Source organism: Streptomyces sp. NPDC048461, from assembly GCF_055587105.1.
The window spans coordinates 15,635-28,641 of record NZ_JBVJGW010000011.1 but is presented as its reverse complement, the minus strand read 5'-3'; the positions used below and the strand labels follow the sequence as shown (position 1 = coordinate 28,641).

Below are 13,007 nucleotides of genomic sequence, written 5' to 3'. Positions count from 1 at the left end.
GCGGTGACGCCGGTGGGAGTGATGGATCATGCGACCGATCAAGACAGGGAAGTCTGTATGTTTTTTATCGAGAAACGGCCCGCTGACACCCACAGCCGGGAGGCCCCCGCTCCTCCCGGTCCCGGCGGCGCGCTCGTCCGCCCCTCGGCCGCAGGGCCGGCCGCCGCTCAGTCGTCCGCGCCCTCGGGCTCCGGCTCGGGGGGCGGGGTGGTGCGGAGCCGGCCGAGGATGCCGGGGGTGGCGAGGCCGGGCAGCATGAACTTCCAGAGCGCGGAGACGCGTTCGGGCAGGTCACGGCGGTCGCTGTACACCTGGGACATGAGCTGGAGCCCGGTGAACGCGCCGACGATGAGCGAGGTGGCCTCCTGGAGGTCGGTGCCGGGGAGCACCTCGCCCTGCGCCGACGCCTCCTCCAGCAGTCCGAGGATGGCCGTGCTGGACATGTCGTACGGGGTCTGGGCCGGGCGGGAGAAGGAGGTCTGCTCCACCGCCAGCCGCACGCTCGCCCGCAGGACGGGGTCGATGCGCAGGCGGCGCGCGAACTCCATCGTGAGGTCGATGGCCGCCTGGAGCTTGACCGGGTTGTCGGGCACCTCCAGGGCCTCGCTCTGCAGGGCCACCAGAGCGGCCGCGATCGCTTCCTTGGAGGGGAAGTGGTGGTACAGAGCCCCCCTGGTCAGGCCGGTGCGCGCCAGGATCTCGGTCGTACTGGCGGCGTCGTAGCCCCGCTCGTCGAAGACCTGTGCGGCGGCCTCCAGGATCGATCGCCTCGACCGCACTCCCCGCTCCTGCTGTGCCATAACCGCCCTCTCGAAGTCTGTCACGTTGGCCTCTGAAAATAACGGACCTGTCTGTATCTTATGCCCCGGCGGGAGATCCCGTCGGCGGATGCGGTCTTTCCCACGCACCGTCTCCCGCCCCTGACCTCACGAGAAACAGGAGCCTCCCATGCCGTCCTTCACCCCGACGTACTCCTCCGGGCACGGCAGCGTGCTGACGGCAGACCGCCCCGCCCGCCCCTCCGGCACGGCGACCCTCCCCCGCCTCACCACCACCGTCCCGCGGGAGTTCGTCCACCGCTCGGCCGTGTCCGAGGTGCTGCTGACGGGCTGGGACACGGACCCGGGCCCGTGGAGCGACCGCCCCGCGCGGCCCGACACGTACGTCGTCACCGCGCAGTGGCCCCGGGGGCACGCGCTCTTCGCCCCCGCCGGGGGCTACCAGGACCCGATGCTCCTCATAGAGTCGGTCCGGCAGGTCGGATCTCTGCTCGCGCACGCCGAGTACGGGGTCCCCTTCGGCCACCAGTTCCTGATGTGGGACATGTCCTTCACCACCACCCCCGAGGCGGTCGCGGTGAGCCCCACGTCCACCGAGGTCGAACTGCGCACCGTCTGCAGCGACGTGGTGCGCCGGGGCGGCAAGCTCGTGAGCATGCGGTACGAGGTCACCGTCTGGCGGGACGGCGCCCCGCTCGCCACGGCCCGCGCGGGCTTCAACTGCATCGCCCCGGCCGTCCACCGGCGGCTGCGCGCCGGCCGGCCCACCACGACCACCCAGGCCCCGCCGCCCGCGATCGCCCCCGCGGAGGTCGGCCGGATCGATCCGCGCGACGTCGTGCTCGCCGCCCCGGGCACGGCCGGCCCCGAGGGCGGAGCCGACCCCGAGGGCGGAGCCGCCCACCGCTGGGAGCTGCGCGTCGACACCGGGCACCCGATCCTCTTCGACCACCCCGTCGACCACGCCCCCGGCATGGTGCTCCTGGAGGCCGCCCGGCAGGCCGCCCGGGCCGTCACCGGACTGCCCGACGCCCTTCCCATCAGCCTCGACAGCACCTTCGCCCGCTACGCCGAACTCGACTCCCCCTGCTGGATCGAGGCCGTCGCCGGCCGGCCCGACGCGGCGGGCGACGTCCCCGTCCGGGTCCGCGGCACGCAGGCGGCGGAGACGGTCTTCACGGCCGACGTCGTCCTGCGGCCGGCCGGCAGCTGATCCCTTGCGCCGTCCGGAGACCTTCGCGTGACCACCGTCCTGATCACCGGCGCGGCCGGCTTCGTCGGCCGCCACGTCACCCGCGAGGCCGAGCGGCGGGGCGCCGGCCTGAGGTTGATGTCCCACCGCAGCCCCCTGTCCGTCCCCGCGGCCGCCCCGAGCGCCGACGGGCACACCGGGGCTCCGGCCGTCGTCCGGGGCGACCTCGCCGACCCCGCGTCGCTGCGCGGCGCGTGCGACGGGGTGGACGTACTGGTCCACTGCGCCGCGCAGATCGGCGGGAGCGCCGAGCGGTGCGATGCGGTCAACGCCCGCGGTACCGCGGCCCTGGTCGAGGAGGCCCGCCGCGCCGGGGTGTCGCGCATCGTCCACCTCAGCACCGCCTCCGTCTACGGCCGCGGCACCTTCCGGGGGCAGCGCCCCGAGCAGCTCGTCCGCCGGCCCGGGTCCCCCACCTCGGCCAGCCGGGCCGCCGCCGAGGACGCGGTGCTGGCCGCGGGCGGCACCGTACTGCGCCCCCACCTCGTGTACGGCGAGGGGGACTCCTGGGTCGTGCCCGGGCTGGCCCGGCTGCTGCGCGCCCTGCCGGGCACCGTCGAGGGCTGGTCCGCCCGTACGTCCGTGATCGCCGTGCCCGACCTGGCCCGCGCGCTGGTCGCCGCCGCCCTCGCGCCCGCCGGGGACCTGACCGCCTCCGTCTACCACGCCGTCCACCCCCGGCCCGTCGTCTGGAACGGGCTGCTGCGGGCGGTGGCGGGCAGCGCCGCGCTCCCGTGGCCCGCGCGCGACCTCACCGCCCGGCAGGCCCGCGCCGTGCTGGCGGAGCACGGCCGCCCGGAGCGGGAGCTGGAGATGCTCACCACCGACCACTGGTTCGACGGCGCCCCGCTCTGGTCCGACCTCGGCTGCGACCCCGGCCCCGGATTCCCGGGGCACCGCGCCGACTTCGCGCGCTGGTACGGGGAGGGGCCGCGCGCCGCCTGAAACGGCCCGCCGCCCCTCCCCCGCGCCCGGCCCCGCCGCGCCGCGCTGCGGAGGGAGCGCTACGGGGACACCGAGTCCGACGGCTCCCGCGCCCCGGCCGGGGCACCGGGCGGGCGCCGGCCGGCCCCGCGCAGGTGCAGGACCAGGACGAGCAGCGCGGCCAGCACGGTCGCGGCGCCGCCGGCCAGCAGCCCGGAGCGGGCCCCGAGCCGTTCGCTGAGCCAGCCGATCAGGAGCGCGCCGAACGGGGTCGTGCCCTGGAACACCAGGGTGTAGAGGGCCATCACCCGCCCCCGGTAGGCCGGGTCGGAGCCGAGCTGGATCCGGTGGTTGGCCGCCTGGGCGAAGGAGATCGAGCCGAACCCGGTGAGGAACAGCAGGACCGCCGCGACGGCGAACGTCGGCGCCAGGCCGGCCAGCACCTCCAGCACCCCGAACCCCAGGGCCGACCAGATGACCAGGGTCAGCGGCGGCCTGCCGCGCCGCGCCGTCGAGGCGAACGCGGCGAGCAGCGAGCCGGCCGCCATCGCCGTGGTGAGCAGCCCGAACGAGGCGGCGTCGGCGTGGAAGACCGTCTTGGCGAACAGCGGCAGGGTGAGCTGGAAGTTGAAGCCGAGCATGCCGACGACCGCGACCAGCAGCATGGGCAGCAGCAGGTCGGGCCGCGAGGCCATGTACCGGATCCCGTCCACGGCCCGCGCCCGCTCCGGCCGGCTCCGCGCGCCCCGGTGCAGCTCGGCCGGCCGGATCAGCCGCAGCCCGGCCACCGTCGCCAGGTAGCTCACGGCGTTGACCGCCATCACCGTCCCGGTGCCCAGCCAGCCGATCAGCAGGCCGGCCAGCGCTGGGCCCACCACCCGCGCCGCGTTGAAGTACGCCGCGCTCAGCGCGGAGGCGTTGGGCAGCAGGTCGGGGCCGACCAGCTCGGTCACGAAGGACATCCGCGTCGGCACCTCGACCGCGTTGACGATGCCCAGGCCCAGCGCGAACAGGAACACGTGCCACAGCCGCACCGACCCCGTCAGGACCAGCGCGGCGAGCAGCAGCGCGAGGATCCCCGAGGCCGCGTTCGCGCCGATCAGCAGCCTGCGCTTGTCGTACCGGTCGGCGAGGACGCCCGCGTGCAGCGTGAGCAGCAGCAGCGGGGCGAACTGCAGGGCCGTCACCACGCCCAGGGCGGTGCCGGAGTCGCCCGTCAGGGACAGCACCAGCCAGTCCTGGGCGACGACCATCATCCAGGTGCCGGTGACGGAGGCCAGCTGGCCTCCGGCGAACAGCCTGAAGTTGCGGACCGTCAGGGACTGGAAGCCGTGGGCGAGAGCGCTTTTCATCGGGTCCTTGTCAGTCGGTGCCGCGGAAGATGTGGTGGTCGGGGGCCTCGTGCTGTTCACCGGCGAGCAGGGCGGGCCGTACGGGCCGTGCGTGCCGCAGCGGTCGTGCGGTCCGGGCCGGCCGGGCGGCGGCGTACTCGGCGGCGGCCGGCTCGGCCCGGTCGAGGAGGTCGTGGCTCATGGCTCTCTCCTGGGGTGGGAGGGGGACGGCGGGTCTCTCCGGCACGGATGTGTGGAGCGCGGGGGTCTGGAGCGCGGATGTGCGGAGCGCGGGCTTTTCAAGCATGGGTGCGGGACCGGTGGAGGGCCTGGTGACGGCCCTCGGATCCGCCGGCGGAGGACCGGCCCGGACGGGGCGCCGGCACCGGCCGGGCCCCTGCGGGCGCGGCGTCCAGGGCCAGCAGGTTCTCCTCCAGGAAACCGAGCGCCCGCAGGTGGTACGTACGGGCGGCCCAGCCGAGGCTGATGTTGTGCCCGGCGTCGGGCAGCTCCTCGACGCGCACCGTGCGGGCGGCCGTGAGCGGGGCGGTGAGCGCGGTGACCGCGGCCTCGTCGAAGCGCCACCACTGCTCCTGCTCGGCGAAGGTGAACCGGACCGGCACCCGGATCCGCGCCGCCAGGGCCGGGTACAGCTCCGGCCACAGCGGCCCTTCCCGCGCCTCGGTGGCCGGCACCGGGGACACCAGGGCGCGGCCCATCCGGAAGGCGTCCGGCGGGTACAGCCGCAGGGCGCCCCAGTGGCGGCGCCAGTCGCCGTGGCCGTCCTGGCCGGGCAGCTGGTGCGGGGCGACCGCGAGCGTGGTGCCGAGCCCGGAGATGTCCAGGCCCAGCAGCCGGTCGGCGCGGTCGTCGGCGGCGGCGGCCAGCGCGAGCTTTCCGCCGTTCGAGTGAGCGACGAGGAAGAAGCCGGCACCGACGGACCGGGTGGCGGCGAAGTCGGCGAGGGCGGCGAGCAGGGTGCCCGCCTGGTCCGGCAGGCACTGCCCCTCGGGCAGGTGCGGGGCCGAGACCCCGTATCCGGGGCGGTCGACGGCCAGCACGGTGTAGCCGAGCCCGGCCCCGAGGGCGAGCAGGGACAGGCCCGGGCGGGCCCTGCTGTCGAAGTATCCGGCGCTCATCCCGCCGCCGTGCACGGCCACCACGACGGCGCGCGGCGGCTGGGATCGGGGCTCGGCGAGCAGGGCCGAGACGGGGATGCCCCCCGCGTCGAGCGTGACGGCACGAACCTCCGGAGCGCCTGGGCGCATCGGCTCTGACATGTGATCAGTACTCCTGGCGGGACAGAGGGGCCCCTGCGGCTCGGCCGGCCGGAGCCCGGCGCGGCCGCTCGGCCGGCGGGGCGGCGGGGGCGGGCGCGGGGGCGGGCGCCGCCACCGGGCCGGCGGACCGTACGGACCGGGCCGGGTGCACCGGGCGCGCGGGCCGCAGCGACCAGGCGAGCCGGCGCCCCAGCAGCGTGCGCAGGGGCAGGTGGGTGGACGGGTGCGTGGGGGGCACGGGGCTCAGAACTCCGCCCCGGCCATCGACTCCAGCCGCTGCCCCCGGGACCACACGACCCGGAAGGCGAGCCGGTCGAAGCGCCAACCGGCCGGTGTGCGCACGGCGCGGGCGTCGTAGTAGCCGCCGACGTCGAACGGCGCCGCCGGGTGCGCCCCGTCGCGGTGCACGTGCGCGGCGAGCTGGTGCACCCGTACCGTCGCCCGGTCCCCGTCGAGGGTGATCCCCGTGGTGGCGCTGATGTGGTGCGTACGCTCCCACCAGCCGCGGGCCTCGCGCAGGAACCCGGCGAAGCCCGCCACGCCCTCGCGGGTCCCGATCGGGAACTCCAGCCGGACGTCCTCGGTGAACACGGTGCGGAACCAGTCGTCGTCGTGGTCCCGTTCGCAGACGGTGTCCAGGGCGATGACGTAGCGCTCGAACAGCTCCCGCAGCTCCAGCCGGTCGGTGACGGCCAGCAGCCGGACGCCCAGCCGGTCGACCTCGGCGGCCAGGTCCCGGGCGGGGGCGCCGGCGGGGTGCCGGGCGGGCTCCCCGGCCGGGGAGCGGTGGAGCCCCCCGGCCGGGGCGCGGGTCGGCGCCCGGGTCACGTCGCCGCTCCGGCGCCGTGGGTCGGGCCGCCCGCGCGCCAGCCCGGGGCGGTGCGGTGGCCGGCGCGGCGCTCGCGGCGCCGCCAGCGCACGGGGGTCCGGCCGGGCCCGTCCGGATCCCGGCCGCCCCCGGCCGCGGACAGTTCGGCGGCGCGGGCGAGCAGGACCACGGTCAGCGCGGCCAGTTCGTCGGGGTCGGCCGACCCCTTCTCGATCCGTATGAACGCGTCGGCGGGGTTCACTTGACCTCGAATATCTTCCAGTGGCCGCGCTTGATGAAGATCGTGCCCTCCTTGGCGTCGACGAAGAAGTCGACCACCGCGTAGCGGCCCGGCTGGAACGAGAGCTCCAGCAGCGAGCTCTGGCCCGAGTTCATCGGGAGGCCGCCGGTGCCCTGCTCCAGGTCGAGCGCGCCGGAGTGGTCCGGGAACTGGCCGTTGTCGCTGAACTCCGCGATGTACGCCTTGAGGTCCTCCTCCGTGACGTCGTCCGCCAGGCGGAAGAAGATCGCCTCGATGTTCTGGTCCTTCGGCATGGCGTTGCGGAACAGGACCGGGCGGCCGGCCCGGACCGTGCCGTCGAGGTCCCAGCGCGGCTGGCCGCCGACCATGCGGCCGGTGAGGACCGCGGACGGGGCGGGGGCCGGGCCGGTGGCGCGGCGGCCGGAGACGTCGATGACGCCGTGGCGCGGGTTCGCGTCGCGGATGCTCTGGTAGTCGAAGTACCAGTACGTGCCCGGCTCCAGGGTCTTGGTGAAGGAGGCCGGCAGGTTCGGGTGGATCACCGTGCCGCCGATGAGCTCGGCGCGCTCGCGCAGCTCGGCGCTGCCCTGGATGATGTCCGGACCCGTGTGGTTGATGATCTTCAGCAGGGAGGAGCGGAACTCCTCGAACGTCACGCCCGGCTTCGGGCGGACCAGCGAGACCCAGCCCGCCTTGGGGTCGGTGGTGGTCACCCGGAAGGTGGTCACGCCGGGACGGGCGGTGGCGGGCACCGAAAGGGCGGTCGCGGAGGACGTGATCTCCAGGACCTGGGCCGCGGCCGGCGCCGTGGCCGCGGCCGGCGGTGCGGGCTGGGCGGCGGCCGGCGTGAGGCCGGTGGTGGCGGTCAGGGCGATCAGCACGCCGGCGGCAGCGGCGCCCCAGAGCGGGCGGGGGGTCTTCGTGCGCATGGGTTCTCCAGACGGGTCGGCTGGGCGGAAGCAGGCGGAAGGGGACGGACCGGAGGCCCGAGGGGCCGGCCCCCGGTCCCCGGGCCGGGCCGAGGGCCGGGCCGAGGGCCGGGCCGAGGGCCGGGCCGAGGGCCGGGCCGAGGGCCGGGCCGGAAGGCTCCCCGGGCCGGGTGGCGGCACCCGGCCCGGGAGGGCCCCGCAACGGGTGCCGGGGCGGAAGCGGTTCAGCCGGGGGTCGTCCCGGAGGATGCCAGGGCGCGGCGGTAGGTGTCCTCGGGCAGGGCCCCGGTCACCGCGGTCCCGTCCGGGAAGCGGAACACCGGCACCGAGCGGACGCCCAGGCCCCGGACGCGGGCCAGCTCGGCGTCGAGCGCGCCCGCCTCCGGCAGGTCGGGCCGTACGCCGGTCTCGGCCGCCAGCGCGTCGAGCACGGCGCGGTCGCCGATGTTCAGGCCGTCCGTCAGGTAGGCCCGGAACAGGCGCTCGGCCATGGCCTCGCCCCGTCCCTGCGCGGCGGCCGCGGCCAGCAGCCGGTGCGCCTCGAAGGTGTTGACGTGCACGGCCCGCGCGAAGTCCAGCACCAGGCCGTCCTGCGCCCCCACCGCGGCCATCGAGGCGGTGGCCTCCCGGGCCCGCTCCGCGGTGCCGAAGAAGCCGAGGTGGACCTCCGACAGCGGCCGGCCCTGCGCCGGGGCGTCGGGCGACACCTGGAACGGGAGGAACACCACGTCCACCCGGCCGCCCGCCTCGCGGTGGCGGCGGGCGGCCCGCGCGAAGCGGGTGTAGCCGATGTACGAGTGGACGCAGGTCAGGTCGAGCGCGAACTCGACCCGCACCGGCGGCCCGGCGGCGGGCTCGGGGGCGTGGCCGGCGGTGTGGCCGGTGTTCAGCCCGGTGAGGGGCTCGGTGAGGGGCTCGGTCAGGGGCTCGGCGGCGTGCTCGGCGGCGCTCATGGCGGGCCGTCCTTTCAGCTGGTGGCGTGCTCGGTGGTGGCGGGTTCGACGGCCCGCACGGTCAGCCGGGTGAAGCGCCAGCCCTCGGCCGTGCGCAGCGCCTCGGCCTCGTAGTGGCCGATGACGTCGAGTTCGGCGTCCGCGCCGCCCGTGCCGGGCGCGTGGGTGACGATCTGGTGCACCCGTACGACGGCCCGGTCCTGGTCCAGCAGGTCGATGGCGTACTCGGCGTTGACCTCCCGGACCGCGCCCCAGTAGCGGCGCGCCTCCTCGTGGAAGGTGTCCAGGCCCTCGGCGCCGCGCTCGGTGCCGTCGGGGTAGCCGATCCGGACGTCCGCGGTGAAGACGTCGCGGTGGCGATCGGCGGCCGGCCGGGCCCGGTCGCCGGCGCGTCCGGTCCGGACGGCCGATTCCAGCGCGAGCAGGTGCCGGTCGACCAGCTCCTGGACCTCGTACCGTTCGGTGGCCTTGCGCGCCCGGCGGTCCGCGGCCGTGTCCGCGGCAGGGTCCGCGACCGCTGCCGCTTCCGGTCCGGCCGGTGCCCCGGCCGCGGCCCCGGCCCGGTCCCGCCCGGCGACGCGGCGGCCGCCCAGGTAGTAGGCGACCGCGACGAGCAGCGCCGCGCCCGCGACGACCGCGAACGTCGGCTGGATGCCGAGGGAGGAGACGAGCGGCTGGGTCAGGATCGGGGCCAGGAACTGCCCGAGGAACAGCGCGGTGGTCAGCAGGCCGGCGTACCGGGCGCGCACCTGGGCGGGCGCCTCGGCGAGCACCCAGTTGTTGAGGTTCGGCATCAGGAAGCCCAGGCCGGTGCCCATGATCAGCAGCGCCACGACCAGCACCGCCACGTTGGGCGCGACGGCGAGCACCAGGTAGCCGAGGCCGATGGCGAGGAAGGACAGCGCGGCGAGCGAGTACTCGCCCGCGAGCCGGCGGAAGAACGCGAACCGCATGGCGACCATGCCGGTGGTGAAGGTCTGGACGGCCATCACCGCGCCGGAGACCACGGCGGCGGCCTTGAAGTGGTCCTCGACCAGGAACGGGACCTGGACGGGGACGGAGTAGAAGGCGACCTGGCCCAGCATCATCGCGGCCAGCGCCGCCAGGATGCCGGCCGGCACCTTCGGCTTCGCCGGGGCCGCGGCCCCCTTCGCCGCCGGGGCGGCGGCGGGCGCGGTGCGGCCCTTGGGCAGGAAGGCGAGCGCCGGGATCACCAGCAGGGCGCCCAACAGGTAGATGAGGAAGACGACGCGCCAGTCCAGTCCGGCCAGCGCGCCGCCGCCGAGCAGCAGCACCACGCCGCCGAACGAGCCCGCGGCGGCCTGCCGGCCCAGCAGGCGCTGCCGGTCGGTGCCCTCGTACAGGTCCGCGATCATGGCCATGCTGCTGGTCATGATCAGCGAGACGCCGATGCCGAGGACCGCGCGCCCGACCAGCATGCTGGTGAGGTCGGGCAGGTAGGCGCCGGAGCTGCCGCCGATGCCGAAGGCGAGCATGCCGGTGACCAGGGCGCGCTTGCGGCCGAGCCGCTCGACGACGAAGCCGGCGACGGGCGAGAACAGCACGATGGCCAGCGCGTGCGTGGTGGTGATCATGCGCGCCAGCAGGTCGGCGTTGGGGGTGTCCGCGAACGCCTCGCGGATGCCCGGGATCGCGGGCGCCACGGTGGCGCCCGCCATGATGGTCAGGGTGCCGGCCAGCACCAGCGTGGCCGCTTGGCCGCGCCCGGTGGACCGGGTCGTGGGTGAAGTCATGGTTCCCGTCCTCGGGGGTGGTGAGGTGGTCCGGCGCTCTAGCCGGCCTGGTGGGCCGGGCGGTCGGAGTCCGCGGCGCGGCGGCCGGAGGCGGAGAAGAGCAGCGTCGTGACGTCGCGGGCCGAAGGGTCGTCGAGGTTGGCGACGAAGGCGGCCAGGTCCTCGGCGCTGACCAGGCCGTTCTCGACGAGGCCGGCGCCCTGGAGCTTCATCCGCAGCCGCATCAGCTCGTTGTCGACGGCGTGCTGCCCCGGGCCGAGCGGGGTGACCCGCAGGTCGACGGAGGACAGTCCGGCCCGCGCCAGGGTGGCCGGCAGCCGGCGGCCCCAGTGCATGTCGGCCCCGGCGGCCTCCCAGCCCTTGAGGTACGCGCCGACCAGCGAGCGGCCCACGTCGGTCGCGCAGTGCTCGCTGGGCAGGAAGTAGAAGTCCTCGACCACGAGGTGGCCGCCGGGGGCCAGCCACTCGACGGCCCGGCGGAGCACGTCCTCGGGGCGCGCCAGGTGCTCGAAGAACGCCCGCGCGAAGATCAGGTCGAACGAGCCGGGCTCGAAGTCGGCCTCGGTCACGTCGAGTTGCCGCACGGTCAGACCGGGCGACCGGCTCGCGTCGAGCTTGCTGATGTCGGTGTCGACGGCGAGCACCGAGCCCCGGTCGGCGCGCTCGGCGAACCAGTACGCCATCGAGCCGGCGCCCGCGCCCAGTTCGAGGATCCGCCAGTCGCGGGCGATGCCGAGGTCCTCGACGATCGCGCGGCTCTGGGGGTCGTAGATCGTCTCCCACAGCGCGTCGAGGGCGGCTTCGACCGACCGGGCGTCGGTTTCCTGCGTGGTGGCGGTCATCGGGTCGCCTCTTCCGTCGTAGGGGTTCGGGGGGCCGCGTCCACCTGGGCGGCGACCGTGCACAGCACGTATTCGGGCGGGGCCACCTCGAGGCGCGCGAGCTCCTCCTGGCCCTCGGAGATCCGCGGGTCGGCCATCCAGGCCTGGTAGGCCAGTTCGCTGACCCACATGGGGTAGTTGACGAAGGTGGTGCCGTCCCGGTCGATGTAGGGCGTGGCGGAGATGAAGCCGGGGAAGTCCCGTTTCCACTCGCCGCTCCCGGCGAGCAGGTCCAGCACCCGGCGGGCCGCCGGGTGGCCGTCCAGGTGCCGGGTGGCGACCACCACGACGCCCGGCCGCTGCGCCTCCCGTGCCTCCGGGCCGCTGACCCCGGGGGCGGGGGTGCCGGAGAAGACCGTGGCCGCGAGGACGCCGGGCCGGGAGCCGAGCGCGTGCAGCACTCCGCCGGCCGGGTTCTCCTGGAACGAGGTGCGGTACGCCTCCTCGCTCGTCCACTCGCCGCGGTTGACGACGGTGAGGCGGTCCGCGCTCAGGTGGACGCGGGAGGAGATGAAGCCCGGCGTGTGCCGCACCCAGCCCTCCACCTCGCCGGTCAGGGTCTCGGTGAGCGCGGCGGCGGTCTCCGGCGCGTCCACGCGCAGCACGCCGAAGGTGACGAACCCGGCCTCCGGCCGGGAGGGGTTCGGGGGATCGGATGACATGGGACGGCTCCGTTGGTGGATCAGTGGGGTGCGGGGTGGGGGGGGGGGGGGGGGGGGGGGGGCGCCGCCGCGGGCCGGGGGCGGGGGGGGCGGGGCCCCCGCCGGCTGGGGGGCGGGGCCCCCCGTGGGGCGGGCGGGGCGGGGGGGGGGGGGGGCGCCGGGGGGGGGGGGGGGGGGGGGGGGGGGGGGGGGGGTCGGGGGGGGGGGGGGGGGGGGGGGGGGGGGGGGGGGGGGGGTGGGGGGTGGGGGGGGGGGGGGGGGGGGGGGGGGGGGGGGGCCGCCCCCCCCACGGGGCTACGCGGGCGGGAGGAACGCCGCCGCGTGCTCGTGGGCCCAGTCCCGGAAGGTGCGGGCCGGGCGGCCGGTGACGTCCTCGACGACCGTCGAGCCGAGCTCCGGCTCCTTGGTGAGCATCGCGAAGTAGTCCAGGGCGCCGTCCGCGTACGAGGGCGGCCAGCCGGATCCGACCATGGCCGCGCGGGCGTCCTCGTGCTCCACGTCCTGCCAGCCCAGTTCGCGGCCGACGACCTCGCCGATGATGCGGACCTGCTCCTCCTGCGACAGCGCCTCCGGCCCGGTCACCAGGTACTTCTGCCCGCCGTGCCCCGTCCCGGCGAGGGCGGCGGCGCCGACGGCCGCGAGGTCGCCCTCGTGGACCGAGGTGCGGACGGCGGCCCCGTACGGGAAGTGCACCGTGCCGGTGGAGGTGATCTGCGGGGCGAAGCCGAGGGCGTTGGCCTGGAAGCCGGTGGTGCGCAGGAAGGTCCACTCCAGGGTGGTGGCCTCCAGCAGCTCCTCCAGGTAGGCGTGGCAGTTGTTGTCGACGCGCTCCAGGCCGATGTGCACGCCGATCGAGGAGACCAGGACGACCTTGCGGGCGGCCCGCTCGATCTTGCGGACCACGGCGGGCGCGGTCTCCACCGACGTGGTGAAGAACGGCCACATCAGGAAGACGCCGTCGACGCCGTCCAGGGCCGCGTCCAGGCTGTCGGGGTCGCGCAGGTCGCCCTCGTACAGCTCGGTGCCCTCCGGCAGCCGGCCGGTGTTCGGGTCGTCCTTCAGGACCAGGGCGCGGACCGTGACGCCCGCATCCAGCAGCCGGCGCACGGCGTGCGGGCCGACGTTCCCGGTCGCCGCGGTGACCAGGACGGTCTTCTGCTCGGTCATGGGTGCCTTTCCTCGGGGTGCGGTG

General features: G+C 75.9%; 15 protein-coding genes. 2 read left to right on the top strand and 13 right to left on the bottom strand.

The genetic code is table 11. The annotated features are described in order from the left end of the window. Positions 1-167 precede the first annotated feature (167 nt). Entirely contained in the window at positions 168-800 is a 633-nt protein-coding gene (locus ACZ6S8_RS20095; RefSeq protein WP_469457514.1) for a ScbR family autoregulator-binding transcription factor, read from the bottom strand. Positions 801-948: 148 nt separating this feature from the next. Here ACZ6S8_RS20095 and ACZ6S8_RS20090 point away from each other — a divergent pair, with 148 nt between their 5' ends. Beyond that, positions 949-1,992 carry a ScbA/BarX family gamma-butyrolactone biosynthesis protein gene (locus ACZ6S8_RS20090; protein WP_469457512.1) on the top strand — a complete coding sequence of 348 codons (1,044 nt, stop codon included), beginning with the start codon at positions 949-951 and terminating at the stop codon, positions 1,990-1,992. A gap of 27 nt (positions 1,993-2,019) precedes the next feature. Continuing rightward, the gene (locus tag ACZ6S8_RS20085) at positions 2,020-2,976 is read left to right on the top strand and encodes an NAD-dependent epimerase/dehydratase family protein (protein ID WP_469457510.1); all 957 of its coding nucleotides are present in this window, start codon (positions 2,020-2,022) and stop codon (positions 2,974-2,976) included. A 59-nt stretch (positions 2,977-3,035) separates the two neighbouring features. Here ACZ6S8_RS20085 and ACZ6S8_RS20080 read toward each other — a convergent pair whose 3' ends face one another. From ACZ6S8_RS20080 to ACZ6S8_RS20025, 12 genes are all read right to left on the bottom strand, one after another. Next, complete coding sequence (locus ACZ6S8_RS20080; RefSeq protein ID WP_469457508.1) at positions 3,036-4,307, bottom strand: MFS transporter; 1,272 nt, start codon at positions 4,305-4,307, stop codon at positions 3,036-3,038. 10 nt (positions 4,308-4,317) lie between these two features. Further along, the gene (locus tag ACZ6S8_RS20075; protein ID WP_469457506.1) at positions 4,318-4,488 is read right to left on the bottom strand and encodes a hypothetical protein; all 171 of its coding nucleotides are present in this window, start codon (positions 4,486-4,488) and stop codon (positions 4,318-4,320) included. Between the two features lie 97 nt (positions 4,489-4,585). After that, positions 4,586-5,566: an alpha/beta fold hydrolase gene (locus tag ACZ6S8_RS20070; RefSeq protein WP_469457504.1), complete on the bottom strand. Its 981-nt coding sequence runs from the start codon at positions 5,564-5,566 to the stop codon at positions 4,586-4,588. Positions 5,567-5,570: 4 nt separating this feature from the next. Continuing rightward, entirely contained in the window at positions 5,571-5,804 is a 234-nt protein-coding gene (locus tag ACZ6S8_RS20065; RefSeq protein ID WP_469457502.1) for a hypothetical protein, read from the bottom strand. A gap of 5 nt (positions 5,805-5,809) precedes the next feature. After that, positions 5,810-6,394 (bottom strand): nuclear transport factor 2 family protein, encoded by a 585-nt coding sequence (locus ACZ6S8_RS20060; protein ID WP_469457500.1) that lies wholly within the window; start codon positions 6,392-6,394, stop codon positions 5,810-5,812. Then, the gene (locus tag ACZ6S8_RS20055) at positions 6,391-6,636 is read right to left on the bottom strand and encodes an acyl-CoA carboxylase subunit epsilon (protein WP_469457498.1); all 246 of its coding nucleotides are present in this window, start codon (positions 6,634-6,636) and stop codon (positions 6,391-6,393) included. The genes ACZ6S8_RS20060 and ACZ6S8_RS20055 overlap by 4 nt, the downstream gene beginning before the upstream one ends. Further along, a complete protein-coding gene (locus ACZ6S8_RS20050) occupies positions 6,633-7,565 on the bottom strand; it encodes a hypothetical protein (protein WP_469457496.1) in 933 nt (310 codons plus the stop codon). Before ACZ6S8_RS20050 ends, ACZ6S8_RS20055 begins: the two co-directional genes overlap by 4 nt. Positions 7,566-7,789: 224 nt before the next feature. Then, positions 7,790-8,518 (bottom strand): DsbA family oxidoreductase, encoded by a 729-nt coding sequence (locus tag ACZ6S8_RS20045; protein WP_469457494.1) that lies wholly within the window; start codon positions 8,516-8,518, stop codon positions 7,790-7,792. A gap of 14 nt (positions 8,519-8,532) precedes the next feature. Then, a complete protein-coding gene (locus ACZ6S8_RS20040) occupies positions 8,533-10,272 on the bottom strand; it encodes an MFS transporter (RefSeq protein WP_469457492.1) in 1,740 nt (579 codons plus the stop codon). A gap of 38 nt (positions 10,273-10,310) precedes the next feature. Then, a complete protein-coding gene (locus ACZ6S8_RS20035) occupies positions 10,311-11,114 on the bottom strand; it encodes a methyltransferase domain-containing protein (RefSeq protein WP_469457490.1) in 804 nt (267 codons plus the stop codon). Further along, positions 11,111-11,815 carry a putative quinol monooxygenase gene (locus tag ACZ6S8_RS20030; protein WP_469457488.1) on the bottom strand — a complete coding sequence of 235 codons (705 nt, stop codon included), beginning with the start codon at positions 11,813-11,815 and terminating at the stop codon, positions 11,111-11,113. The genes ACZ6S8_RS20035 and ACZ6S8_RS20030 overlap by 4 nt, the downstream gene beginning before the upstream one ends. Before the next feature lie 294 nt (positions 11,816-12,109). Next, the gene (locus ACZ6S8_RS20025) at positions 12,110-12,982 is read right to left on the bottom strand and encodes an NAD(P)H-binding protein (protein ID WP_469457486.1); all 873 of its coding nucleotides are present in this window, start codon (positions 12,980-12,982) and stop codon (positions 12,110-12,112) included. Positions 12,983-13,007: the final 25 nt, after the last annotated feature.